This window comes from Sphingobium sp. B8D3A, from assembly GCF_025961995.1.
Classification (GTDB): Bacteria; Pseudomonadota; Alphaproteobacteria; order Sphingomonadales; family Sphingomonadaceae; genus Sphingobium.
This window is the reverse complement of the sequence record NZ_JAOQOS010000001.1, coordinates 1235348-1259162: the sequence shown is the minus strand read 5'-3', so window position 1 is coordinate 1259162 and position 23815 is coordinate 1235348. Positions and strand designations below refer to the sequence as shown.

At 60.8% G+C, this 23815-nt stretch carries 24 protein-coding genes; 15 read left to right on the top strand and 9 right to left on the bottom strand.

Features of this window, described 5'->3' with window-relative positions:
* Nucleotides 1-168 precede the first annotated feature (168 nt).
* The 5 genes from M2342_RS05775 to M2342_RS05755 all read left to right on the top strand — a co-directional run bounded on the left by M2342_RS05775 (nt 169) and on the right by M2342_RS05755 (nt 6667).
* Entirely contained in the window at nt 169-3003 is a 2835-nt protein-coding gene (locus M2342_RS05775; protein ID WP_264578397.1) for a valine--tRNA ligase, read from the top strand.
* An 18-nt stretch (nt 3004-3021) separates the two neighbouring features.
* Nucleotides 3022-4524, top strand: a complete 1503-nt coding sequence (locus M2342_RS05770) for an MATE family efflux transporter (protein ID WP_264578396.1) — start codon at nt 3022-3024, stop codon at nt 4522-4524.
* A 10-nt stretch (nt 4525-4534) separates the two neighbouring features.
* Nucleotides 4535-5287: an SDR family oxidoreductase gene (locus M2342_RS05765; protein WP_264578395.1), complete on the top strand. Its 753-nt coding sequence runs from the start codon at nt 4535-4537 to the stop codon at nt 5285-5287.
* 95 nt (nt 5288-5382) lie between these two features.
* Nucleotides 5383-6270, top strand: coding sequence for a zinc metalloprotease HtpX (gene htpX, locus M2342_RS05760; RefSeq protein WP_264578394.1), 888 nt, complete (start codon nt 5383-5385; stop codon nt 6268-6270).
* A complete protein-coding gene (locus M2342_RS05755; protein WP_319801081.1) occupies nt 6263-6667 on the top strand; it encodes a metallopeptidase family protein in 405 nt (134 codons plus the stop codon). The genes htpX and M2342_RS05755 overlap by 8 nt, the downstream gene beginning before the upstream one ends.
* A 117-nt stretch (nt 6668-6784) precedes the next feature.
* Here the strand turns inward: M2342_RS05755 and M2342_RS05750 are convergent, their stop codons facing one another.
* The 5 genes from M2342_RS05750 to M2342_RS05730 form a co-directional block, all read right to left on the bottom strand.
* Nucleotides 6785-8311 carry an ATP-binding protein gene (locus M2342_RS05750; protein WP_264574980.1) on the bottom strand — a complete coding sequence of 509 codons (1527 nt, stop codon included), beginning with the start codon at nt 8309-8311 and terminating at the stop codon, nt 6785-6787.
* A 239-nt stretch (nt 8312-8550) separates the two neighbouring features.
* The gene (locus tag M2342_RS05745) at nt 8551-9336 is read right to left on the bottom strand and encodes a TIGR02186 family protein (RefSeq protein ID WP_413715122.1); all 786 of its coding nucleotides are present in this window, start codon (nt 9334-9336) and stop codon (nt 8551-8553) included.
* Nucleotides 9333-10247 (bottom strand): sulfite exporter TauE/SafE family protein, encoded by a 915-nt coding sequence (locus M2342_RS05740; RefSeq protein ID WP_181558917.1) that lies wholly within the window; start codon nt 10245-10247, stop codon nt 9333-9335. The genes M2342_RS05745 and M2342_RS05740 overlap by 4 nt, the downstream gene beginning before the upstream one ends.
* Before the next feature lie 55 nt (nt 10248-10302).
* Nucleotides 10303-11394, bottom strand: coding sequence for a hypothetical protein (locus M2342_RS05735; protein ID WP_264578393.1), 1092 nt, complete (start codon nt 11392-11394; stop codon nt 10303-10305).
* A complete protein-coding gene (locus tag M2342_RS05730; RefSeq protein WP_264578392.1) occupies nt 11391-12269 on the bottom strand; it encodes a glycosyltransferase family 2 protein in 879 nt (292 codons plus the stop codon). The genes M2342_RS05735 and M2342_RS05730 overlap by 4 nt, the downstream gene beginning before the upstream one ends.
* A 66-nt stretch (nt 12270-12335) precedes the next feature.
* On the opposite strand from M2342_RS05730, the gene M2342_RS05725 reads away from it, so the two are divergent.
* Nucleotides 12336-13943, top strand: a complete 1608-nt coding sequence (locus M2342_RS05725) for a recombinase family protein (protein WP_264578391.1) — start codon at nt 12336-12338, stop codon at nt 13941-13943.
* Nucleotides 13944-14026: 83 nt separating this feature from the next.
* Here M2342_RS05725 and M2342_RS05720 read toward each other — a convergent pair whose 3' ends face one another.
* The 3 genes from M2342_RS05720 to M2342_RS05710 all read right to left on the bottom strand — a co-directional run bounded on the left by M2342_RS05720 (nt 14027) and on the right by M2342_RS05710 (nt 15443).
* Complete coding sequence (locus tag M2342_RS05720) at nt 14027-14203, bottom strand: hypothetical protein (RefSeq protein ID WP_264578390.1); 177 nt, start codon at nt 14201-14203, stop codon at nt 14027-14029.
* Between the two features lie 186 nt (nt 14204-14389).
* A complete protein-coding gene (locus M2342_RS05715) occupies nt 14390-14935 on the bottom strand; it encodes a hypothetical protein (protein WP_264578389.1) in 546 nt (181 codons plus the stop codon).
* 106 nt (nt 14936-15041) lie between these two features.
* On the bottom strand, nt 15042-15443 hold the full coding sequence (locus M2342_RS05710) for a hypothetical protein (protein WP_264578388.1): 402 nt from the start codon (nt 15441-15443) through the stop codon (nt 15042-15044).
* A gap of 153 nt (nt 15444-15596) precedes the next feature.
* Here M2342_RS05710 and M2342_RS05705 point away from each other — a divergent pair, with 153 nt between their 5' ends.
* The 4 genes from M2342_RS05705 (at nt 15597) to M2342_RS05695 (ending at nt 17588) form a co-directional block, all read left to right on the top strand.
* On the top strand, nt 15597-15788 hold the full coding sequence (locus M2342_RS05705) for a hypothetical protein (RefSeq protein ID WP_264578387.1): 192 nt from the start codon (nt 15597-15599) through the stop codon (nt 15786-15788).
* Nucleotides 15718-16074: an HNH endonuclease gene (locus M2342_RS17080; RefSeq protein WP_413715121.1), complete on the top strand. Its 357-nt coding sequence runs from the start codon at nt 15718-15720 to the stop codon at nt 16072-16074. The genes M2342_RS05705 and M2342_RS17080 overlap by 71 nt, the downstream gene beginning before the upstream one ends.
* A 120-nt stretch (nt 16075-16194) precedes the next feature.
* Nucleotides 16195-16692, top strand: a complete 498-nt coding sequence (locus tag M2342_RS05700; RefSeq protein ID WP_264578386.1) for a hypothetical protein — start codon at nt 16195-16197, stop codon at nt 16690-16692.
* The gene (locus tag M2342_RS05695; protein WP_264578385.1) at nt 16689-17588 is read left to right on the top strand and encodes a hypothetical protein; all 900 of its coding nucleotides are present in this window, start codon (nt 16689-16691) and stop codon (nt 17586-17588) included. Before M2342_RS05700 ends, M2342_RS05695 begins: the two co-directional genes overlap by 4 nt.
* A 109-nt stretch (nt 17589-17697) precedes the next feature.
* Here M2342_RS05695 and M2342_RS05690 read toward each other — a convergent pair whose 3' ends face one another.
* The gene (locus M2342_RS05690) at nt 17698-18396 is read right to left on the bottom strand and encodes a hypothetical protein (protein ID WP_264578384.1); all 699 of its coding nucleotides are present in this window, start codon (nt 18394-18396) and stop codon (nt 17698-17700) included.
* 44 nt (nt 18397-18440) lie between these two features.
* On the opposite strand from M2342_RS05690, the gene M2342_RS05685 reads away from it, so the two are divergent.
* From M2342_RS05685 to M2342_RS05665, 5 genes are all read left to right on the top strand, one after another.
* The gene (locus M2342_RS05685; protein WP_264578383.1) at nt 18441-18845 is read left to right on the top strand and encodes a hypothetical protein; all 405 of its coding nucleotides are present in this window, start codon (nt 18441-18443) and stop codon (nt 18843-18845) included.
* Nucleotides 18845-20521 (top strand): terminase large subunit, encoded by a 1677-nt coding sequence (locus M2342_RS05680; RefSeq protein ID WP_264578382.1) that lies wholly within the window; start codon nt 18845-18847, stop codon nt 20519-20521. The genes M2342_RS05685 and M2342_RS05680 overlap by 1 nt, the downstream gene beginning before the upstream one ends.
* A 54-nt stretch (nt 20522-20575) precedes the next feature.
* Nucleotides 20576-21850, top strand: coding sequence for a phage portal protein (locus M2342_RS05675; RefSeq protein ID WP_264579994.1), 1275 nt, complete (start codon nt 20576-20578; stop codon nt 21848-21850).
* A complete protein-coding gene (locus M2342_RS05670; protein WP_264578381.1) occupies nt 21834-22535 on the top strand; it encodes an HK97 family phage prohead protease in 702 nt (233 codons plus the stop codon). The genes M2342_RS05675 and M2342_RS05670 overlap by 17 nt, the downstream gene beginning before the upstream one ends.
* A gap of 84 nt (nt 22536-22619) precedes the next feature.
* Nucleotides 22620-23783 carry a phage major capsid protein gene (locus tag M2342_RS05665; protein ID WP_264578380.1) on the top strand — a complete coding sequence of 388 codons (1164 nt, stop codon included), beginning with the start codon at nt 22620-22622 and terminating at the stop codon, nt 23781-23783.
* Nucleotides 23784-23815: the final 32 nt, after the last annotated feature.

The window sequence follows — 23815 nt, the reverse complement described above, 5'->3', positions numbered from 1 at the left end:
CAGGCAGGAGTCCAGGGCGCATGGCGCCGCCCTTCCCCGCCCTGGACTCCCGCTTTCGCGGGAGAACCATGAAGGAAAGGTCGCGCTGCACCCTTCCATAGCTCTCCCCTGCTCGCCCGCTGCCGCACCCACTGGCGCGGCGCGGCAAGACTGATTAAGGCCCCAGCCATGACGAACACGCCCATCACCGAGCTTGCAAAGACCTTCGATCCCGCCGCGATTGAGGCGAAATGGTATCCGCATTGGGAGCAGACCGGCCAGTTCCGCCCTGCCCGCCCGGATGCGCAGCCCTTCACCATCGTCAATCCGCCGCCGAACGTCACGGGCAGCCTGCACATCGGCCACGCGCTCGACAACACGCTACAGGACATCGTGATCCGCTACGAGCGGCTGCGCGGCAAGGATGCGCTGTGGGTGGTCGGCACCGACCATGCCGGCATCGCCACGCAGATGGTCGTCGAGCGGCAGATGAACGCGAAGGGCGAGAAGCGGACCGACTATTCCCGCGAGGGCTTCGTCGAGAAGGTGTGGGAGTGGAAGCATGAGAGCGGTGGGACGATCACCGGCCAGCTCCGGCGCCTGGGCTGTTCGATGGACTGGAGCCGCGAGCAGTTCACCATGGACCCGCATTTCACCCGCGCCGTGGTGAAGGTGTTCGTCGATCTTTACAATCAGGGGCTTCTGTATCGCGACAAAAGGCTGGTGAACTGGGACCCGGGCCTCAAGACCGCGATCAGCGACCTCGAGGTCGAGACGCGCGAGGTCAAGGGCGGCTTCTGGCACTTCAAATATCCGCTGGCCGATGGCGTGCGCCTCGATGGGCCGGGCGTTGAGGGCCAGGACTTTATTGAGGTGGCGACCACCCGCCCCGAGACGATGCTGGCTGACATGGCCGTGGCGGTGAACCCGGGTGACGCGCGCTACCAGTCCGTCATCGGCAAGCATGTCATCCTGCCGATCACCGGCCGCCGCGTCCCCATCGTCGCTGATGAGCATGCCGATCCGGAACTGGGCTCGGGCGCGGTGAAGATCACGCCGGGCCATGATTTCAACGACTTCGAGGTCGGCAAGCGCGCCGGCATCGCGCCCGCGCAGATGCTGAACATGCTCGATGCGCACGCGAATGTCGTCCAGACGGCCGACGGCCTCGTCCCCGCCGACTTCATCGGGCTGGAGCGCTTCGAGGCGCGCAAGCTGGTGGTGGAGCAGCTGAAGACGCTGGGCCTCCTCATCCCCCACCTCACCCGGGACAAGGAGGGCAACGAGACCGAACACGACGCCGAACCCCGCACGATCCAGACGCCCTATGGCGACCGCTCCGGCGTGGTCATCGAGCCCTGGCTCACCGACCAATGGTATGTAGATGCCGCGACGCTGGCCAAGCCCGCCATCGAGGCGGTGCGCTCGGGGGCGATCGAGATCGTGCCGAAGAGCTGGGAGAAGACCTACTTTAACTGGATGGAGAACATTCAGCCCTGGTGTGTGAGCCGGCAGTTGTGGTGGGGACACCGGATTCCGGCTTGGTTTGACGAGGATGGCAATGTCTTCGTCGCCGAGACCGAGGAAGAGGCGCAGACCAAGGCGGGCAATCGCAAGCTTACCCGCGATGAAGATGTGCTCGACACGTGGTTCTCCTCCGCGCTGTGGCCGTTCGCGACGCTGGGTTGGCCGGAAGGAACCCCCTCTCCCCTTGAGGGAGAGGGAGGAGCGCCTTCAGGCGCGGAGGGAGAGGGGTCCGCCGCGAACGCGGCGGCTAACGCCGCCGACCCCTCTCCCAACCCTCTCCCTCAAGGGGAGAGGGCTTCGTCCCTTCTCGCCAAACACTACCCCAACGACCTCCTCATCTCCGGCTTCGACATCCTTTTCTTCTGGGATGCGCGCATGGCGATGCAGGGCATTCATTTCATGAAGGAGGTGCCGTGGAAGCGGCTGTACCTCCATGGCCTGGTGCGCGCGGCGGATGGGCAGAAAATGTCCAAGTCCAAGGGCAATGTGGTCGATCCGCTCGGGCTCATCGACCAATATGGCGCCGATGCGCTGCGCTTCTTCATGGCGGCCATGGAGAGCCAGGGCCGCGACGTAAAGATGGATGAGAAGCGCGTCGAGGGCTATCGCAACTTCGCCACCAAGCTGTGGAACGCGGTGCGCTTCGCCCAATCCAACGGCATCGGCGCGAGCGAGAGCGTTGCCGCGCCCGCCGCCACGCTGGCGGTCAACAAATGGATCATCGGCGAAGTCGTCAGCACCGTCGCCGAGCTGGACAAGGCTCTCGCCGACCTGCGCTTCGATGCCGCCGCCAATGCCATCTACCATTTCGTGTGGGATCAGTTCTGCGATTGGTATCTGGAGCTGATCAAGGGCAATATCGACGCGGAGACGAAGGCCGTCGCCGGCTGGGTGATCGACCAGATTCTCGTCATGCTCCACCCGTTCATGCCGTTCATCACCGAGGAGCTGTGGCATGCGCAGGGCGCGCGGCCCTATGACCTGATCGTGGCGCAATGGCCGGCGCCCGCCGCGCAGGTGGATGCGCAGGCCAGCGCGGAGATCGACTGGCTGATCCGTATGGTGAGCGAAATCCGCACCGCCCGCGCCGAACTGGGCGTGCCGCCGGGCGCCAAGCTCACCGCCATCGTGAACGAGGCCAATCCGCAGACGCGCGGCCGGGTCGAACGGCTCACCCCTGCCCTCTCCCGCCTCGCGCGCATCGAGACCTGGCAGTTCGACGGCGAGGCGAGCGGCGGCGCGGCACAGGTGGTTGTGGACGAAGCGACCGTCGTCCTCCCGCTGGAGGGTGTCATCGACATCGAGGCCGAACGCGCTCGGTTGACAAAGTCCCTTCATGCCGCGCAGAAGGAGGCCAAGTCGCTCGAGGGGCGCCTCGCCAACCCGGCATTTGTCGAGAAGGCCAAGCCCGAAGCGGTCGAGAAGGCGCGTGCCGACCATGCCGAGAAAGTCGCGGAATTCCAGCGTCTGGAGGCTGCTCTGACGCGTCTTGGATAAGGACGTGGGCACGAAGCGATGAGCGAGACTCCATCATGGGACGATTCGGGGGAGCGGCGCCCAGCCGCAGACCCCGATGCGGAGGCGCTGGTCGAGGATAGTGGCCTCGTGCCCGGCCCCCGCCATATCCGTGGCGGGCGGGATCTGACGAGCGGGCCGATTTTCGGCACGCTGGTGCTCTTCACCCTGCCGACGCTCGCTTCCAACATCCTCCACACGCTCAACGGCTCGATCAACTCGATCTGGGTTGCGCATTTCCTGGGCGAAGCGGCGCTCGCCGCCACTGCCAATGCGAACATCATCATGTTCCTGATGTTCTCGCTGATTTTCGGCTTCGGCATGGCGGCCAATGTGGTCGTCGGGCAGGCCTTCGGGCGCGGCGATCTGCGGGCCGCGCGCCACGCTTTCGGCTCGGCGATCGGCTTCTGCCTCGGCATGGCATTCGTCATCGCCATTGGCGGTTTCCTGTGGTCGGACCGCATCCTCGCCTTGCTCTCCACGCCGCCGGAGGTCTTCCGCCTCGCCCGCGCCTATCTGCACTTCGTTTTCCTCGGCCTGCCCGGCGCGATGATGTTCGTGATGCTGATGATGGGCCTGCGCGGCAGCGGCGATTCCATGACGCCCTTGTGGTTCATGATCCTCACCGTGTTGCTGGATATCCTGCTCAACCCGGTGTTCATTCTCGGCCTTGGCCCGGCGCCGGAAATGGGGATCGCCGGATCGGCCTTCGCCACCGCCGTCGCCAATTACGGCGGGCTCTCGGCAATGGTCGCCTATATCTACTGGCGCGACCTGCCGCTGCGGTTGCGCGGGGCTGAGTGGGGTTATCTCAAGCCCGATTGGGCGCTGCTGCGGATCGTCGCAGGGCGCGGCGTGCCGATGGGGCTGCAGATGGTGATCTTCTCGCTCTCCACGCTGGTCGTCATCGGCTTCGTCAATCGCGAGGGCACCACCACCGTAGCCGCCTTCGCCGCCGCCCAGCAATTGTGGAACTACATCCAGATGCCGGCCATGGCGGTCGGCGGCGCGGTGTCCGCCATCGCCGCCCAGAATATCGGCGCGGGCAAGTGGGACCGGGTGGAGCGCACCACGCTGGTTGCCGTCGGCGTCAATCTGGCGATGACCGGCAGCCTGATCATGCTCGTCATGCTGTTCACGCGGCCCATCCTCGCCCTGTTCCTGGAAGGTGGCGGCGACGCCATCGAGATCGGCCGCCACATGATGAACATCGTCAACTGGAGCTTCCTGCTGTTCAGCGTGACGACGGTCATGTTCGGCACGATGCGCGCCAATGGCGTGGTGCTGGCGCCGCTGTTCATCCTCACCTTCTCGCTGTTCCTGGTGCGGATCGGCTTCTACTTTGCCAGCTATCCCTATCTCGGCGCGGATGGGCTGTGGTGGAGCTTCAACGCCTCCGCGGCCGTCTCCTTGATGCTCGGCTGGGCCTATTATCGCTGGGCGCGCTGGCGGGAGGCGAGCCTGGGGATGCCGGGCAGCGCGCCGGTTCACAGCGCAGGGTGAGGGCAACGATATGATGCGCGTTCTGGTCACCGGCGGCGCAGGCGGCATCGGCCTCGCCATCGCCCGGCGCTTCCATGCCGAGGGGCATCGCGTGCTGATCGGCGATGTGGACCGGGACGGCATAGACAAGGCTCTTGCCGCGCACCCCGGCATGGTCGGCGCGCGGTGCGATGTGTCGCAAGTCGCCGAGATCGACGCTCTGTTTGAAGCTGCATCCGCGCATCTGAGCGGGCTGGACGTGCTGGTGAACAATGTCGGCATCGGCGGACCCACGGCACCGGCGGACGAGTTGCCCAGCGCTGACTGGCGCGCGGTGATGGACATCAACCTCACCGGCACGTTCGAGGTCACCCAGCGGGCCATCCCGCTGCTCAAGGCCAGCGCCGGGACGATCATCACCCTCTCGTCCGCCGCCGGGCGCTATGGCTACCCCAACCGCATTGCCTATGCGACGAGCAAATGGGGCCTCATCGGGTTCACCAAGACACTCGCGATGGAACTCGGGCCGTTCGACGTGACCGCCAACGCGATCCTGCCCGGCGCGGTTGGAGGCGAGCGGTTCGACCGGGTGATCGCGGGTCGTGCGACCGTGAGCGGGCGCAGCGTGGCGGAGGAAACTGCGCTCGGCCTTGCCTCACAATCGCTCAAGCGCATCGTGCCGCCCGAGCATGTCGCCGATCTGGCGCTGTTCCTCACGACACCGGCGGGGCGCTCCATCTCCGGCGCGGCGCTGCCGATCGACTGCGATCTCCAGCACGGCTGAGCGCCAAATCCACCTCGGCTCCCATTGCAGGGAAACACCGGTCCACCTACATTGGCGAGGTCTTTTCCGGGTTTTTCCTCAGGGAGTTGAAGACGTTGAATATGATGAAGACGGCCATGCTGCTGGCAGCGCTCACCGCGCTGTTCATGGCTCTGGGTTATATGTTCGGCGGCACAGGCGGCGCGATGATCGCGCTGCTGGTCGCGGCGGGCATGAACCTGTTCACATACTGGAATGCCGACAAGATCGTCCTGCGGATGCACAATGCGCGCGAGGTCGACATGGCCTCCGCGCCGGATTTCTACGGTATGGTGCGCGATCTCGCCCGCAATGCCGGCTTGCCCATGCCCCGCGTCTACATCGTGGAAGACGCCAGCCCCAATGCCTTCGCGACCGGCCGCAACCCGCAGAATGCCGCCGTTGCCGCCACCACCGGCCTGCTGCACATGCTGGACCGCGATGAAGTCGCGGCGGTGATGGCCCATGAGCTCGGCCACGTCCGTAACCGCGACACGCTCGTCATGACCATGGTCGCGACCATTGCCGGCGCCATTTCGATGATCGCCAATTTCGCGCTGTTCTTCCGGGGCGGCAATGGCAATGGCGGCAATCCGCTCGCGGCGATCCTCGCCGTGCTGGTCGCGCCCTTTGCGGCGATGATCGTGCAGATGGCGATCAGCCGCACGCGCGAATATGGCGCGGACAAGGCCGGTGCGGAGATCAGCGGCAATCCCCATGCGCTGGCGTCTGCCCTCGCCAAGATCGCCGGCGCGGCGCAGCGCCGGCCGACACAGGCGGTGGCGCAGAATCCGGCGGCGGCGCAGCTCTACATTGTGCCGACCAGCGTCTCGGAGCTGTTTTCGACCCACCCCAAGACCGAGAAGCGCATTGCCGCGCTGCAGGCCATGGGGCCGGGCAGCAGTCCGCGCCCGGCCGCTATCCGTCGCGGGCGCTCGGCGCTGGACCCGCTCGCGCGTGACTGAACCCCTGCGCCACGCGCCGGACGCCGCCGTGCTGGAGCGCTTTGCGCGTCAGGCCATTGCGGCGATGCCCGAGCTGTTCCGCCAGCATCTCGATGGCATTGCGATCCAGATCGAGGAGCTCGCCGAGCAGGAGGTGCTCGATGAACTGGGCATCGAAGACCCCTGGGAGCTGACCGGGCTTTATCAGGGCCATGCCCTGACCGAGCAGAGCATCTGGTCATCCGGCGATCTGCCGCCGATCATCCGCCTCTACCGCCGCCCGCTGCTGGAAGAATGGGTGGATAGCGGCGTCGCGCTGGACACGCTGATCGCCCATGTCATCGTCCATGAGGTGGGCCACCATTTCGGCTTTTCCGACGAGGATATGCACGCGATTGAGGAGGGATTGGGGAGCTAAGACACCCCTTTTTGTGTTCCTGCGAAGGCAGGAACCCAGGGCCCAACGGACGGCCATCGCCGCCCCGGGCTCCTGCCTTCGCAGGAGCACTGGTTTAGGTTGGAGTTGCGCGCCCGCTCAGCGGCCCTGATTGCGCCAGCGGTTGATCGTCCGCTCGAGGATTTCCTCCTCGCCGCCGGTCTGGCGCCACAGGTCGGAGAAGACCGGGTCCGCCGAAGCGGGGCGGCGGGCGGCTTCGAGATCATCGAAGGCGACGCGGATCGGCACGGTGACGCCCTCGCCGCAGACGATGCACTCGCGGTTGCGCAGGGCCGGGATCGAATCGAGGAAGCCGCGCGAGCCCTCCGGCATCGCTGCCTTCACGAACTGCTGATCGCGCTCGTTGTTGAGGCGCATGGCGATCAGCGTGCCGCATTGCGAGAGCACGCCCTCGGCAAGATCGGACGGGCGCTGCGTGATCAGCCCCAGCGACACGCCATATTTGCGCCCTTCCTTGGCGATCCGCTCGAGGATTTTGCGGACGCTCTGCCCGGCCTCGATGTTGCTGGAGGGGATGTAGCGATGCGCTTCCTCGCAGACGAGCAGGATCGGCTTCTGTTCCTCGTCCCGCGCCCAGATGGCGAAATCGAAGATCAGCCGCGCCAGCACCGAGACGACGACATGGGTGATCTCGGACGGCATGGCCGAGGTATCGACAATCGAGATCGGCTTGCCCATCGCCGGCAGGCGGAACAGCTTGGCGAGGAAATTCTGCATGGAATCCGCCACCAGCATGCCTGAGAACATGAAGCTGAAGCGCGGGTCCGCCTTGATCTCGTCCAGCCGGGTGCGCAGACGCAGATAGGGCAGCGAATTGGTGCTCTTGTCCAGCTTGCCCATCTCATTGGCGAGGATCGCCGCGAGATCGGAGAGCAGATAGGGCACGGGCGAATCGACCGTCAGCCGCCCGATGCCCTCCGCCAGCCGGCTGCGGCCGCGCGCGGCGAGCAGGCACTTGGCGAGAATGTCACAATCCTGCGCGCGCTCCGGCCCCTTTGAGGTGACGAGCACTTCGCAATGCTCCTCGAAGTTCATCAGCCAATAGGGCAGTTCGAGATTGCTGGTATCGTAGACCGCGCCATTGCCGGCGAAGGCGGCGCCATATTCGCCATGCGGATCGATCATCACGATATGGCCCTGCGGCGCCATGTCGCAGATGCGGTGCAGGATAAGCGCGGCGGAGGTGGACTTGCCCGTGCCGGTGGAGCCGAGCAGCGCGAAATGCTTGCCGAGCAGCGCATCGACCAGCAGCGAGGCGCGGGTGTTGGCGGTGGGGTACACCGTACCGATCTCGATCCGCGCCTGATCATGGGCGGAATAGATCTCCAGCATGTCCGGGCTGGAGACGGGATAGATGGGCGTGCCGGGCACCGGGAAGCGCGTGACGCCACGGCGGAAACGGAAGATGCGGCCGGTCAGTTGCTCCTGATCGCCCTCGCCCACAAAGTCGATATCCGCGAGGATGTGCGTTGCGGAGCGGGAATCGAGCGCCAGCGTGCGCACGGTTGCGACGATCCAGCAGGCGCCGACCCGCATCTTGAGCTGGCTGCCGACCTGCCCGCCCATGGCGATGCTGGGGTCGCTCTCCCCCGCCAGCTGTTCCATGGCGGCAATGTCGAGCAGGATCTTGGCCGAGCCGCCGGATATCGCGGAGATGACGCCGATCTCGATATCCGAGAAATGCGGCCGCACGCCGGGCTGTGCGACGGCATCGACGGGCACCGGTTGGCCATCCAGATCCCTGCCAGAAAAATAGTTCACCGTGTCGCTCCCACCTGTGGCCAGGATGCAGGGCGTATCGAATATGCGTAAACAAATGCCTGCGCCGTGGGCGCGGCTTGGGCTCAGCGCATCTTCACGCGACCCGCGACGAAGCCGGCGAACATGCCCATGGCGAGCGCCGAGAAAACGGCGACAAGGCCATAAGCCACGCCATGCTCCTGCGCGAAGACGCCGATGTCGCGCTCAAAGCCGGTCTTGTGCACCTCGATCTCGCGCACTGCGGCGGCGAGCACGCGGCCGTTCTGCACAAGAAAGGTCTCGGCGGTGTAGGTGCCGGTGACCACCCGTGCGGAGAGCGGCAGGCGCGCGCGGTACAGCACGCCATCGGTGATCTCGACCGCCTTGGGCGCCTCCAGATACAGCCCGCTGCGCGCGCGCAGATCATTGAGGCCGCTGGCGAACCGGCCGATCTCCTCGGTATCGCTGAAGGACGCGGGCGAAAGCTGCAGCTTGCTCAGCCCCAGCTCGTAGATCGCAGCCGTACGTTCATCGACGATCTGGTCGATGGGGCGGGAGGACGCCACGGCGTAGAAGCTCGGCGCCGAGCGGAAGGCGATGCTGTCGGCATTCACCCACATGCCGGCGAGCTTGCGCTTCTCGCGCACGGTGATCGCCTGGCTCGGGCCCTTGAGCACGACGATGATGTCGACCGGCTCCTCCGGTACGCGCCCACCGGGATAGAGGATCGCGCCGAACAGCAGCAATTCCGCGCCGGTGAAGCTGAACTGGATCTCGACGGTGCGTTGCGAGACATCCGGCACGAGCTGCGGCGCAGCCCGTTGCGCGCTCGCCGGGGCGCCGCCCAGCAGCGCCAGCGCCGCCAGCCACGGGGCGATGCGGGTCCTCACTGGACGACCACCGAGTAAATCTCGTCCGGCCGCCAGCCAAGGCCCAGCGCCATGCGGATGGCGATGACCAAAGCGATGAAGGCCAGCGCGACGCGCAGATATTCCGGCCGGGCCCGCATCGAGATGCGGCTGCCGATCTGCGCGCCGGTCACGCTGCCGATGAGCAGCAGGAAAGCGAGGACGAGGTCCACCGCATGGGTGGTGGTGGCGTGGACCATCGTCGTGAACATCGTCACGAACAGGATCTGGAACAGCGAGGTGCCGATGACGATCTGCGTCGACATGCCAAGAATGTAGAGCATCGCGGGCACGAGGATGAAGCCGCCGCCCACGCCCATCAACATGGTCATGATGCCGGAGAAGATGCCAAGCAGCAGCGGCGCCAGCGGCGAAATGTAAAGGCCCGAGGCATAGAAGCGCCAGCGCAGCGGCAGCGCGGCCACCAGCGGGTGGTGCCGCCGCTTGCGCGCAGCTTGCCGCTGCCCGCGCCGAGCCATCACCAGCGCGTGGATCGATTCCCGCGCCATCAGCATTCCGATCGAGCCCAGCATCAGCACATAGAGCACGGCGATGGTGGTATCGATCTGGCCCATGCGCTCCAGCACGCGATAGATCACCGCGCCCAGCGCCGCGCCGATGGCACCGCCGACGACGAGGACGGCGCTCATCTTGAGATCGACCGTCTTGCGGCCGAGATGGCTGAACACGCTGGAAACGCTCGCGCCCATCACCTGCGTGGCGGAGGATGCGGCGGAGACGGTCGGCGGGATGCCGTAGAAGATCAGCAAGGGCGTGGTGAGAAATCCGCCGCCCACGCCGAACATGCCCGAGAGCAGGCCGACAAGGCCGCCCAGGCCGATGATGACCAGGGCGTTCACCGACAGGTTGGCGATCGGCAGATAGATGTCCATGTCGCCCTCGGTAGTCGCAAAGCGCCCGATCAAAAAGGGGCTTGCCGCCCGATGCTCAAAAATCCGTCGCGAGGGTGATCGCAGGGCCGCTTGCCGGGCGTGCATTGCCGGCGATGCGGAAGCGCCATTCCGCCGAGAGGCTCAGCCCCGGCCGGGCCCATGGCAGCCGCGCACGGAGTTGCGGCCCGATGTCCAGCCGCCGCGCCCCCGGCTGGACGCTGCCGGAGAGCGCGCCGCCGACCGCCAGCGCGAGCCCGCGTCCGGGCGGAAACAGCCGGTAAGAGAGGGCGGCCTTGCCGTCCGCAAAGCCATCGCTGCCGGGCAAGCCGACAAATCCGGCCTGCGCATAGCCGTCCGCCTCGACGCGCGGCAGAATCTCGGTGGGGTTCAGGCCGCCGGCGGCCAGCAGGGCGAACCCGTTGCGACCGCCTGTCCCGAGACGCTGGCGGCGTTCCACCATCAGCGAGACTGGCAAGGCAGCGGGCAGCCCGGCCGGGCGCCAGGCGAGGCCGAATGCTCCCTCCTCCGCGAACGGCCGTTCGATCGCGCGGCTGGCCCGTCCGTAGAGGCTGAACACGCCCATCTCGCTGCTGCTGACGCGATAATCGATCCGGACGCCCATTTGCGAGCCGCCGAGCAGCGGCGCAAAGGCGCGCGAGCCGCCGGCATCGGGGCGCCAGAACAGCCATGCCTGGCCGGACAAGCGTCCGCTCTTGCGCGCTTCACGCAGCGCGCCGATCGACGGCTCGCCCAGCACGGTCCCTTGCGAAGGCGCCGCTGCCGAAGTCGGCGCATTGCGCGGAGCGTCCGACCTTGGCTGTGGCATGTCCGTTTGAGGGGCCTGCGCCCACAGCGCGACGGGCGTCCGGTATGAAGGAACGATATGGTGAGGCCGCGCCGCACTGCCTGCCGGTCGGCCGGCGACAGCGGGGGCATCGCCCGACAATCCCGCGCTGCGCTGCCCGTCGCTATCGTCAGCCCGGCCCCCGCCGGTCGGTGCCTCCGCCGCAGGCAAGGCCGCAACGTCCGTCGCCCCGCGCTCGCCTCCCGCCATCACGGGCCAGCCCAGCATCACGCCGCGCACGCAGACCCAGCAGCCCAGAACCGCGCCCAGGAACCGCAGCGGCCGCCCGCCGCCGGCGCTCATGCCGAGGCTCCCGTGGCCGCGTCAGGGAAGCGATGGCGCGTCTTGTCCCACACCAGCGCGCGTCCGCGCAGATGCCGCACGTAGATCGAAATGGCGCGCCCAGCGGCGAGAATGGCAACGATATTGCCAGTGATCGTGCGCGGCACGGAGAGGAGCGCTTGCCCCCAGCCATAGGCTCGCCAGACGAACAGCATGCGCATGATGAGCCGCCAGGCGAGCAGCACCGCTGTCGCGCGCATCAGCCAGGGCAAGGGCTCGGGCCAGGTCATCGGCGGCAGGCCCATCAAGCTGCGTGTGATGTGGATGAACAGGGCCAGCGCCAGCCCAGCATAAGCCGCGACCAGGACGATCGCTGCCAGCGCCGCGCGTCGATCGCGCAGGCGCATCCAGCGCTCGCGCCAGGGGCCGGACCAGCCGAGCCGATCCCAGCCGGCCAGCGCAATACCCACCGTCCAGCGCGCCTTTTGCCGGACGGCAGCGCCCCAGCTATCCGGGAAATATTCGCGCGTGGCGATCAGCTCGCCCTTGGCGTCGCGCATCCGCACCAAGATGCCGCGCCCGCCGGCATCGCCGATGCGCAGGCCGAGCTCATAATCCTCGGTGAGGCTGGCTTCATCGAATGGGCGCCCGCCGCGCTCCATCGCCACGGCGGCGAGCGCCTCGCGGCTGAAGCCGCAGCCGACGCCGGCCGACGGCATGGCTGCGCCCAGCGCCTCCCGCACCGTCAGCGAGGCGCCATGCGCAACCGCGAACTCATCGAGATAATGGCCCGCGACCCATTGCGAGCGCGCCGATTTGAGCGGCAGGACCGGGAGCTGGACGAGCGCGAAGCGCGGCGCGAGATAGCCGATCACCCGCAGCGCATCGGGATGCACGACATCCTCGCTTGTCGTGTCGGTTGTAAACAGGATCGCAACGCATGAGCAGCTAGGACGCGTCGCATGGTCAAACAGTCCCACGAATTCCCGGGCGCAACAGCAACCAAACCCGCCTATCTCTACGCACGCTTTAGCTCCCAAGGGCAGCGCGACGGTCACAGCATCGAGCGGCAGCTTGGTTATGGACGGGAGTTCGCAGAAGAACGCCGCTGGGCGGTCGTTGACGAACTGACCGACGAAGCGAAAAGCGCTTTCAAGGGCGCAAACCGCGAGGAAGGTTCAGCCCTATTTGGTTTTGAGCAAAAGGCGCGAGAAGGGCACTTTCAGAATGGTGCGGTGCTGGTCTGCGAGAACGTAGACCGTCTTTCCCGACAAGGCGCGAAAGCAGCAGCTAAGCTCATCTGGGCGTTAAACGACGCTGGTGTAGACGTAGCGACCTATCACGACGGCCACGTCTATAAGTCTGGCGACGATACCGACATGATGGACCTTTTCTCGGTCATCATAAAGGCGTCGGTTGCTCACGAAGAAAGCTCGAAAAAGTCTAAGCGCAGCAACGCGGGCTGGTCACGCATTCACACCGCAATCGCCAATGGCGATAAGCGCGCCTACTCGCGGCAGTGTCCCGCATGGTTAGATATCAAAGACGAGGTTTACGTCCCTAATCCACAACGTGCAGCCTTGGTCCGCCAAATGTTCGATTGGTATGTGAATGGTATTGGTAGCCTAACAATCATCGAGCGGCTGAACGCGATGGGCGAGAAAAGCTGGTCCGCTGAGAAGCGCTATAAGGATGCCAAGCACTGGACACCTCGGTATCTGCACAAGCTGCTCACGAGCCGGACAGTCATGGGGGAATACGCCACGTTGAGGGGCGAGACTCTAGCTACAGACTATTACCCTCAAGTGATCGACCCAGACACCTTCCACCGTGCACAACTTGTGCGAAAGGACAGGGCAACGATTGGGGGCGACGAGCGTAAGCGATCCGCCAACTTGCTGCTCGGGATCGTGAAGTGTGGAGAGTGTGGATACGGCGCGGTGCTGCAAAAGCGGACCTTGACCAGCAAGACGCGCCCGCCCCGGACCCATTCTTACCTGCGTTGCAACGACGCGCGCTACAAGGCCACGGCTTGCACCAACAGGACGGTCCTGCGCTATCCAGTGGTGGAGCAGACCATTCTCGACGGAATGCTTCCAATCATCGCAGCCAACAAGCGCGCGAAACCAGCCCTGCAAAATTTCGACATCCAGATCGCGGACGCATCCCGCCAGCTAGAGCTTTTGCAGACCCAACTCGACAACGTGATAGATGCCATTGCGGAAGGCGTATCGGCGAAGGCCCTTGCCTCGAAAGCGGTCGCTCTTGAAGCTGAGATCGATCGCCTCAATGCCCATCTAGCTACATTAATCAGCCAGCGAGGCATGGAGGCGTCCAAACCGGACCGCCGGGACGATCTGGACGCGGTGGAGCAATTGAAGGAGCAGTTGATAAGCGCGGACGAGGAAATTCAGTTTGAGGCTCGTATGCAGGTGAACACAGCCCTCAAGCGCTTGATCGACAAGATCGAAATACGAGCCAATGGCACATTCATTGTCTGGCCACATGATGACCGCTTTTATGCCTTTGACGGCGATGGAGCGATGCTTGGCGACGAGCATTTTGAGTAAGCCCCGCAGGGACGTCAGAGACAGGAGAGCGCTCCAAGTTGCAGAGGAGCGCTCATGGCCCTGTAAGGGGTTCATAGGGCAGCTTAAAGCTGAACTAAGAACACTTGCGCGGAAGCAACCACTGCATCGATCTGCTCTTCACGCGCCTCGACCAAATCTCCCTCATCGGTGATACCCAAGCAAAGTAGATTGTAGCGGTCGAGCGCAGCTTTGAGGGCGTTCAGGGCGTCCGTTTGTTCGAGCGTTGTGACTTCTGGCATTGCTACCTCCTCTTGCGGTAGCAGGTTCAAAAGACATCGTCTGGTGTAGCAGTCACCTGTTTTGTGGCCATGGCGGCAGATTTCACAATGCCGCTAAATACGATTGACCGGTGAGCCATCGGTCAAACCTAGAAGTGCAAATGCGGGAAGCCCCGGTAGATAAACCTGCCGGGGCTTCTCTTCGCATCACTTCTTTTTGGTAGCTCCCTGATACGGCGCATTAGGCTTGTCACCCACGAGAGCGCGCGGCGTGCCATCAGGGTTCTTACCCACGCCCCACAGCCGACCAATGGACTGCTTTGCTCCGCGATCCAGCTTGTCCCAATCGGTTCGCTGGTCAGCAGGGAACTTGTCAACGGTGCCCTTCTTCGCTGCTTTGCCCGAACCAGTGCCAGCGTTCAGCGCCTCAATCTCTTTGTCCAGCTCGCCAGCTTCAACAGCAGCAGTCAGCTTATCGAGGAAGCTAGGAAAGCGCTCAGCGGGCACATGGCTGACAGGTTTGCCGTTGATGAGCAGAGGCTTCCCATCAATGACTGGCTTGAAGGCCACAACGTCATTGGAAGCAGACCACCAGCGGTTAGGCGCTCTGGACGAGCCATTCTCAAACTGCGTCTTTGCAGCAGCAATGCGCTTGAGGACAGGCTTGCGGGCTTTTGAGGGGTCGTGCGGCTTCCGGTGGAAGACTTCTTCCAGCTTATCGTCAATCAGTGCGAGAACATCTTTGAGGGACATAGCAACCTCCATGGGGGGACGCGCACCAATGCCCTGCACAAAATCTCAGCACAACAAAAAAGGGGCGCCACATAGCGCGCCCCTTGGGTAACATTATTGTAGTGGTTTACGCTGTAGCAGTAGCCTTTGCCTTACGCGTCTCGCGCATTTTCGACCGGCGCGTTGCAATACCCTCGTCGGCAGTAGCAAGCGCGGCGTCCATCTCACCAGCTTCCACCTGCGCTTTGAAGTGCAGCATTGCATCCTCAAAGTGCGCAAGCGGCACAGCCACTTTGGTTTCAGTCCCGAGCAACGGCAACGCCTTGTTGTTAACGCGCAGCGTGAGGGACACTTCCTCCTTACCGATAGTGAACCAGCGGCGACCGTTCTTCGTCGGCTCTTTGTAGAGCGCAATCTGGTTGTCGATGCCTTCGAGCAGAATGTGCTTTGCAGTGCGACCCTGCTCTTCGCCCGAGAACTCGACCGACTTGCTAACAGGAACGATCATCGAGGGGTTGAACTTCGTCATGTGCATTACTCCGATTGCGTAAGCAGCAGTGCCTACTCCAATCGTATGCGTTCACCTGAAACCACAATCATCCAACCAATGGCGTTGACAAGCAGAAAGATAGAAGAACGGCGGAGCTAAATAGGAGAGCAGAACATAAGCTAGGAGAGAACAGTGAGTTCCAACAATATTATCAACCCACAACTGGTGGCATCCATCATCAACATCATCGACGTGGCAACCCAACGCGGCGCGTTCCGTGCCAACGAATTGTCACCAATCGGCGCAGTGGTCGATGCACTCAGCGCGTTTAACAATGCACTGGCTGATGAGCCGGAAACCGCTGGCGATACGGATGCCGAATAAACCTCAATCGTTTTCCTACAACAACGGCTCTGCAAAGCCACTGCAGATGACCGATTACAGCTATGACAGCAAATGGCGAAAGCTACGTGACCGGCGCATCAAGGAAGAGCCTCTATGCAGGCATTGCTTGTCCGCAGGACATGTAACGCCAGCAGTGCAGGTCGATCACATCAGGCCGCGAGCAGAGGGCGGCAAGGACGAATGGGATAACACTCAGAGCCTATGCCTGCCCTGCCATCAGACAAAGACCGCGCGCGAAATCAGGCATAGGGCTCAAGCTCACTGAGAAAATTTGCCTTTCTCGAATGACCATTCAGGAATCCTATCCACAAGTTTTGAAGGTGTGAGATTGGCTAGGGCCGGATCTATGTGATATTGCCCACGCAGCTTTTGCGGGGGCAAGTTGATGGATGAGCTACTCAACAAGATTTCGTCTTACAACATCTTCAACTATCTATTTCCCGGGGCGATATTCGCGATTTTGGCCTCCCGCTTCGGAATCATGCAGATTCCCACTGATCAGATCGTCGGGCAGCTTTTGTGGTTTTATTTCGTAGGAATGTCGGTCAGTCGTGTCGGTTCTGTGATCGCCGAGCCAGCCCTCCGGAAAGCGTCGTTCATCAATTTCGTCAACTATCCGCACTTTCTTCGAGCCAGTGCCAACGATCCTAAGATGGAAGCTATGGTAGAGGTTGCGAACACATACCGCACTCTCGCTACCGGCTTTGCGCTTTTGTTGATTGGTATGGGCAGCGCTTTCGCGGTCAGATCAGCCGGCCTTCCCAGCGCGTGGCAGGACAAAGCAATGATCGCCATGCTGCTAGCTCTCTTTTTGTTCTCGTTCCGGAAACATGCGGCATTCGTTGCCCAAAGGGTCGAGCACTTCAAGGGAGGCGATGTATGAGCATTGTTAAGAGCTTTGCCGTCGGAAACGGGGATCTGTTTTACATTAAACACAACAGTGACAATTTCACCATCATTGATTGCAACCTAACGGGCGTTCGGGATGACGAAATCATTGATGAGCTTAAGGCTCAGTCGAAGGGGAAGGGAATCTCGCGGTTCATCTCAACTCACCCCGACCAAGATCACTTTGGCGGTATCGAAAAGCTGGACGCAAAAATGCCGATCCAGAATTTTTATGTAGTGAAGAATCAAGCGATCAAAGCCGACGAGACAACCTCATTTAAGCATTATTGCAGCCTTAAAAATGATCCTAAGAAGGCCTACTACATTTACAAAGGGTGCAAGCGGAAGTGGATGAATGAAACAAGCGAGGAGCGAGCCACGTCGGGGATCAGCATATTGTGGCCAGATACTTCCAACGCCCATTTCGTAGAGGCTTTGGCCGAGTGCGATGCCGGAGAGTCGTATAACAACACGTCAGCTGTGATCCGATATTCCTTAGAGAACGGCGCATCCGTGATGTGGCTCGGCGATCTAGAAACAGAGTTCATGGAGTGCATAAAAGACAGCATAAAGCTATCCAAAACCACCATCGTTTTCGCGGCCCATCATGGCCGCGCATCCGGCAAAATCCCGGACTCTTGGCTTGAAATCCTTGATCCGCAGATAATCGTGATTGGTGAAGCCGCGTCTCGTCACCTCCACTACTACACAGGCTATAAAAAGATAACTCAGAACAAAGCTGGAGACATCACTATGGATCTGGCTGGAGATAAAGTGCATTTCTACGTGGGAAGCGCTACCTATACCAATGACGCCCTGGTTGACGAAGGGCAGAGTAAGTTCCCCAACTATGTCGGGAGCCTCACGGTCGAAACAGAATACACCCTGTAGGTCGCAGGTTGGTGAGTGAAGCGAGGGGCGCATGATTTTCTGAGATCACTGGCCTACTACGACAACCCCCCAACTAATTTTTGAATTGTGCGAATTTAAGCCTCTGGAGCTAGGACGACCAAGGCCGGATCGCTTGAACCAGCCCGGCACCGAGCATCGTCAATCTAATCGTCGGATGAACTGGCAAATCAGGCCCGACGAACATGTTACGTCCTTTTATCTCATTGGTGAGGTATGTGACAAAACCGTCGATTGCACCTTGGTCGATGTCCGTGCTGCGCTCGAAAATGCCTAGCGTCGTCATATGCTCGATCGACTTATAGCCTTCGGTGTCAAATTGGGTTGTGACCAGCTTATAAAGCTGTTCCTCCGTGTAATCCGTCTTCGGCCTGAGCGACTTGCCAGCCATATTCCGCACCCAATTCTTTTCGGCGAAAACGAAAGCCAGCACCTGCGCATCTGCAGGCACCATGCGGGACACGATGTCGAGCAAGCGTCTGTCTAAGGCATTTTCGTCACCAGTCGCGGCCCTCGCGAGCAACCGCGCAAACAAGATTTGAATGTCATCCTCATCCTGCTTGGTGGCCTCTTCAAACCAAGCGAAGGCATAGCGCTCAGGAATGTTTGTAGGCACGGTCTTTAGGCCGAGAGCAGCGAGCTCTTCGTTGACCTTCACCTGAATCTTTGCCGCGTTCCTCAAACGCCAAGCGGCAACACGATCACCTAACACCCAAGCCCACGCATCGCTGAGAGTGCCCGTGAAAGGTTTGCTCACATCTGTGACAATCTCAGTCGGGTCGATCCCCATTCACCCCTCCAACGGAATCTCTAGCTGCTCAGACTAAATACCGGATGCAGCGCGGTCCAAAGAAGAAATCACCTGAAGCCAAGAAAGCCACAGGCACCTTTCGCCCCAGCCGCGACAATCCAAAATTCCTAGTCACCGATGCTTCGCCTCCGAAGCTACCTGCCTACCTCTCACCAGAGGCGCAACAGGTCTGGCGAGAAGAGTTCAACCGTGTCGTCCAAGCAGGAACCATCGACGCCGATAGCTCGCTGTTCGCTCGTTACTGCGCTCTAGAATCTCTCGCGCGGCAAGCCTTCCTCAAAGGCGAATTCCCCAAAGCCACCTACATTGTCGAGCTTCGCAAACTCGGTGAAGCGCTCGGCATTGGCGGCGTTCCATCGCGCGCGCAGCGCGGCACCACAGCCGAACCCAACAGGTCCAATCCGTTCGCCGATCTTGCAGGTGGCTAATGGCATGGCTGGAAGACGAAGGCGGACCGTTCACCGAGAAGGCCGTTGAATATGCAGAGCAGGTTGTCGCTGGCGACATATTTGTCTGTCTTCAAATCCGGCAAGCCTGCCAGCGCTTCCTCGATGACATCGACGGCGATGATTGGGAGTTCGTCCCTTCCAAGGTCGAACGTGTCTGCAAGTTCATCGAGCTGCTGCCGCACGTCAAAGCTCAGTGGGCATCCAAGCGCGAGCTGATCCGGCTTGAACCTTGGCAGGTGTGGATACTCGCCGGGATCTTCGGGTTCGTCGATCCAGTCACGCGCCTGCGCAAGGTCAACGAGGCTGCGCTGTTCATTCCCCGCAAGCAGGGGAAATCAACCTTCGCTGCTGGCATCGGCAACTATATGGCCTTTCTCGATGGTGAGGCCGGCGCAGAAGTCTGGATCGGCGCGAACAGCATGGATCAGGCCGATGCTTGCTTCGTGCCGTGCAAGCTCATGGTTGAGCGCACGCCGGATTTTCGGGAAGCGCTTGGGCTAGAGGTCTACGCCAAGGCCATCATGGCCCCGGACGGCTCGTTCGTAAGGACGATGATCGGCAAGCCAGGAGACGGCTCCAACCCGCATTGCGCGATCCTCGACGAAGCCCACGAGAACGACACCAGCGAGCAATACGACACGATGAAGACCGGCATGGGTGCGCGAGCGCAGCCTTTGCTTCTGACCATCACCACGGCAGGCTTCAACACAGCCGGTCCTTGTAGGCAGCTACAGGTCGATGCCGAGAACGTGCTTGCTGGCAACGTCAAGAACAACAGCCTGTTTGCCGCGATCTATACCATTGACCCGGCCGATGACTGGCGGGACTTCGAGGTTTGGAAAAAGGCCAACCCGAACTTTGGCGTCAGCGTCGGCGAGAAGTATTTTCGGCAGCAGTATGACGACGCAATCAACCTGCCCCAGAAGCGGCCCACGCTTCTAACCAAGCACCTGAACGTCTGGCAGAACGCGTCGAATGGATGGCTAGACCAGCTTGATTGGGCGGCCTGCAAATCCAGCGTGAGCCTTGCCGATCTCAAAGGCAGCGCTGCATATATCGGCTTTGACCTTTCAACGCAGACGGACATAACCGCTGTCGTCCTGTGCGTCATCGACCAGCACGGCAAGCCGCACTTCTTCCCGTTCTTCTTTCTACCAGAAGGGGCAATCGCGAAGTCGAAGACAGCGGACGCTTACCGCGCATGGGTCGATGCCGGTCATATCCAACTGACCGAAGGAAACGCAACGGACTTTGCTGCCGTTAAGGCGAAGCTCGTTGAACTACTGGATGTGTTTGACGTGCGAGGCATGGCTTACGACAGTTGGCAGGGCCATCAAATGTCGCAAGAGATGCAGTCCGACTTCCCCAACCTGCCGATCGTCAAGTTCGCGCAGAACATTGGCAATTACAATCCGGTCATGCAGTCGTTTGAGGCACTGGTTGCCGACCACAAGCTAGCGCACAACGATAACCCGTGCATGAACTGGATGGCTAGCAACGTGTCTATCCGCGCGAACAGCGCAAATCACTTGTTCCCCAACAAGCCTGACAAGCAGATGCACCTAAAGATAGACGGCATCGTAGCGTCTCTAATGGCATATGCGCAGCATCTAAACCAAACGCCCGTGTTCGAGCCGTTTATCGACCTCCTCTAAAAGCCACTCCGGCCATCTGAATAAATACCACGAACTTAAACGTGCGTGGAGAAGATGGTAGGTTTAATAGATTTTATATTTGGGCGAAGTGGCGAGACAAAAGGCGCGCGTCCCTACACTGATGTGTTGGGAGAGATTGCAGAAGCGCAAGCCGGTAGCGGCTTGCCTTCAGTCGATACCGACAGAGCGCTTAGATCAACTGCAGTGCTTTGCGTCGTTCGCGTGATTGCAGACGGCATCGCACAAGTCCCATTTAAACTACTGCAAGAGAATGCCAGCGGTGGACGCGGCGAGCCTGCAAAGGCGCATCCGCTTTACGATCTTATCCGCTATTCGCCGAACGACTGGCAAACCAGTTACGAGTTTCGTGAGCAGCTAGCAATTCACCTAGCGCTTTGCGGCAATGCCTTCATTTACCTAAACCGCCATCCACTGACCAAGGTAGTCCAAGAGCTTTACGCATTTGAACCGGGCAGCGTGACGGTCACACAGCACGAAGATTACTCGCTTAGCTACAAGGTTCAGACCAACGACAAGAAATTCCTGACGATTAGTCAGGACGACATGTGGCACATTCGCGGTCCAAGCTGGAATGGCTGGATGGGCCTAGAAGCGACGGCGCTAGCACGTCAGGCCATAGGCCTTTCGCTTGCGTCCGAAACCTATGGTGCAAACCTATTCGCTAATGGCGCCAGACCGGGAGGCATCCTCTCCAGCGACGCAAACCTTACTAAAGAGCAGCGCGAACAACTCCGGGAAGCATGGCAGCAGCAACAGGGCGGAACGAAAAACGCCCACAAGACTGCAATTCTCGGCAACGGTGTAAAGTGGCAAGCGCTCGCATCCAGTGCCAATGATGCGCAGTGGACGGAAAGCCGACGCTTCCAAATTGAAGAGATTTGCCGCGCGTTCCGTGTTCAGCCGATCATGGTCATGCAGCAGGGCGCAACGTCATATGCGTCGGTCGAGCAGCTAATGCTCGCCCATATCCAGAACACGTTGATGCCTTGGTATGAGCGCATCGAGCAGTCGGCACGCAAAGCGCTGCTTACGCCAATGGAAAAACGACAGGGCTACTACTTCAAGTTGGACAGCCGCGCTCTCCTAGAAGCGTCAACACCTGATCGCGTCGCCTACTTCAACGCCATGCGTGCAATGGGCGTAATGACGATCAACGAGGTTCGCGAGAAGGAAGACCTTCCTCGCAGCGACGATCCGCTGGCCGACAAGCTAATGCCAGCAGCAAACCTTTTCGGAACACAGCCAACAACGGAACCGGAAGCAGATTCAACAAACAAGCAGGATAACAATAATGAACAAGCAGCTTGAAAAGAAATCCCTCACCGGCGCTCAATGTAAGCTCTCAACCGTTGACGACCCGACCAGTGATGCAATGCTCTTCAGCGGCTACGGTTCGGTATTCGGTAACGTTGACTGGCATGGCGACATTATTGCTCCGGGCGCTTATGCGAAGAGCATTGCACAGCATAAATCCAATGGCACTGCGCCGCTCATGTTGTTCAACCACGACGCTTACAGCGGGACTGCGTTGCCAATCGGTAAGTGGCTCGATTTCGAAGAAGACGACTACGGATTAAAGCTGACTGGCGAACTCCTTGATACCTCGTTTGGCAGAGACACATATACCGCGCTCAAAGCGGGTGCCATCAACGGTCTATCCGTGGCCTTCTTTCCTGTCTCTTGGTCGACCGGCACGACGGAAGACGAGTTTTTTCGCACTTACACCGACGCGGACCTATACGAAGTTAGCGTAGTCACATTGCCAGCAAACGAATTGGCAGTGGTTGGCGAAGTGAAGTCGCGATTAGCAGATATGGGTATTCGCGATCTTGAGAATCTGCTGCGCGAATGCGGGCTTTCTCGCAAGCAAGCAGAGACAGTAGCCAGCCAATTTGAGAGCAAGCGCTACCTAGCCGACCTTGAAGAGAAGAAGCTGGCCGATGAGGCAATGGCACTTCGCATTGCAAAGCTACTCGGAAAAGAACCTGCATAAATAGCTCTGAGTGAGCCGCTACAGGGGCGATCCTGTCAATAGGTCACAAAACAAAAACATAAGACAGACAGGAGGACCATAATAATGGCCACTAACGAAGAAATTATGGGCGTATGGGAGGAATTCAAGACTGCTAACGACGAACGCTTGAAGGCTATTGAAGCAAACGTATCTGACCCAATCGCAGCCGACAAGCTATCAAAGCTAGAAGAAGCACTTCAGTCGCTTACTAGCACCGTCGATGACGTCGTTGAAGAGCAGAAGAGCCTCGCAAAGAAGTCCGGCCGTCCTGGCACTACAGGTGCCGGTGCCGACACAGAATATAAGACGCTATTCAACGGCTTCATGCGCAAGGGTCGCAACGAAGAGGAACTGCAAACTAAGTCGCTCACCATTGGTGGTGACACTGGCAGAGACGGCGGCGTCACAGTGCCAGCGTTCATCGACTTCAACATTCGCGAGCAACTTATCAACGTAAGCCCCATGCGCCAGCTTGCAGAAGTTATCACAACTACCACTGGCGACCACACCGTTCTCTTGAACGTGCGCGGCACTGCCTCCGGTTGGGTTGCTGAAACCGACGAGCGCGATGAGACTGCAACTCCAAAGATCAACAAGATCAAGGTGCCAGTCGGCGAAATCTACGCTAACATTGCGGCTACTCAGACCTTGCTCGACGACAGCGCTATCGACGTAGAAAGCTGGATCGCAGCACAGATTGCAGACCAGTTCGCGGTAGCAGAAGGCGCAGCTTTCATCACCGGCACCGGCACCAATCAGCCAAAGGGTCTGCTAGCATCGGGTAACGGCTTCGCTGTAACCGCAAGCGGTTCTACTGCTGCTCTTGATAAGCCAGACGCGCTTATCGATCTGGTTTACGGCCTCAAGGCTGGACACCGTGCAAACGGCAACTTCCTTGGCAATTCGGCAACCGAAGCAACTGTTCGTAAGCTCAAGGACACCACTGGCAATTACCTCTGGGCACCGGGCTTGAACGGCGAACGCGGCACGCTGCTTGGCTATCAGTTCTACAATGATGAGAACATGCCAAACGTTGCAGCTAACGCTACTCCGCTCGCATTCGGCGACTTCAAGGCTGGTTATACCATTGCCGACCGCAAGAGCTTCACGCTCATTCGCGATCCTTTCACCAACAAGCCATATGTCATGTTCTACGTGACCTCGCGGGTTGGCGGCACTCCAACCAACAATGAAGCGATCCGCTTGCTCAAGATTGCGGCTTCGTAAGCTAGCAACAAACAACATTGGAAGCCCGGTCA

Bases quoted from the DNA above. Each gene is read 5' to 3' on its own strand.
- M2342_RS05770 (WP_264578396.1), top strand. From the start codon at position 3,022: ATGAGCGAGACTCCATCATGGGACGATTCGGGGGAGCGGCGCCCAGCC.
- M2342_RS05685 (WP_264578383.1), top strand. From the start codon at position 18,441: ATGCAGCGCGGTCCAAAGAAGAAATCACCTGAAGCCAAGAAAGCCACA.
- M2342_RS05710 (WP_264578388.1), bottom strand. From the start codon at position 15,443: ATGACGAAGTTCAACCCCTCGATGATCGTTCCTGTTAGCAAGTCGGTC.
- M2342_RS05670 (WP_264578381.1), top strand. From the start codon at position 21,834: ATGAACAAGCAGCTTGAAAAGAAATCCCTCACCGGCGCTCAATGTAAG.
- M2342_RS05715 (WP_264578389.1), bottom strand. From the start codon at position 14,935: ATGTCCCTCAAAGATGTTCTCGCACTGATTGACGATAAGCTGGAAGAA.
- M2342_RS05695 (WP_264578385.1), top strand. From the start codon at position 16,689: ATGAGCATTGTTAAGAGCTTTGCCGTCGGAAACGGGGATCTGTTTTAC.
- M2342_RS05665 (WP_264578380.1), top strand. From the start codon at position 22,620: ATGGCCACTAACGAAGAAATTATGGGCGTATGGGAGGAATTCAAGACT.
- M2342_RS17080 (WP_413715121.1), top strand. From the start codon at position 15,718: ATGCACTCAGCGCGTTTAACAATGCACTGGCTGATGAGCCGGAAACCG.
- M2342_RS05725 (WP_264578391.1), top strand. From the start codon at position 12,336: ATGGTCAAACAGTCCCACGAATTCCCGGGCGCAACAGCAACCAAACCC.
- M2342_RS05680 (WP_264578382.1), top strand. From the start codon at position 18,845: ATGGCATGGCTGGAAGACGAAGGCGGACCGTTCACCGAGAAGGCCGTT.
- M2342_RS05675 (WP_264579994.1), top strand. From the start codon at position 20,576: ATGGTAGGTTTAATAGATTTTATATTTGGGCGAAGTGGCGAGACAAAA.
- M2342_RS05740 (WP_181558917.1), bottom strand. From the start codon at position 10,247: ATGGACATCTATCTGCCGATCGCCAACCTGTCGGTGAACGCCCTGGTC.
- M2342_RS05720 (WP_264578390.1), bottom strand. From the start codon at position 14,203: ATGCCAGAAGTCACAACGCTCGAACAAACGGACGCCCTGAACGCCCTC.
- M2342_RS05690 (WP_264578384.1), bottom strand. From the start codon at position 18,396: ATGGGGATCGACCCGACTGAGATTGTCACAGATGTGAGCAAACCTTTC.
- M2342_RS05775 (WP_264578397.1), top strand. From the start codon at position 169: ATGACGAACACGCCCATCACCGAGCTTGCAAAGACCTTCGATCCCGCC.
- M2342_RS05750 (WP_264574980.1), bottom strand. From the start codon at position 8,311: ATGGAACAGCTGGCGGGGGAGAGCGACCCCAGCATCGCCATGGGCGGG.
- M2342_RS05765 (WP_264578395.1), top strand. From the start codon at position 4,535: ATGATGCGCGTTCTGGTCACCGGCGGCGCAGGCGGCATCGGCCTCGCC.
- M2342_RS05735 (WP_264578393.1), bottom strand. From the start codon at position 11,394: ATGAGCGCCGGCGGCGGGCGGCCGCTGCGGTTCCTGGGCGCGGTTCTG.
- M2342_RS05700 (WP_264578386.1), top strand. From the start codon at position 16,195: ATGGATGAGCTACTCAACAAGATTTCGTCTTACAACATCTTCAACTAT.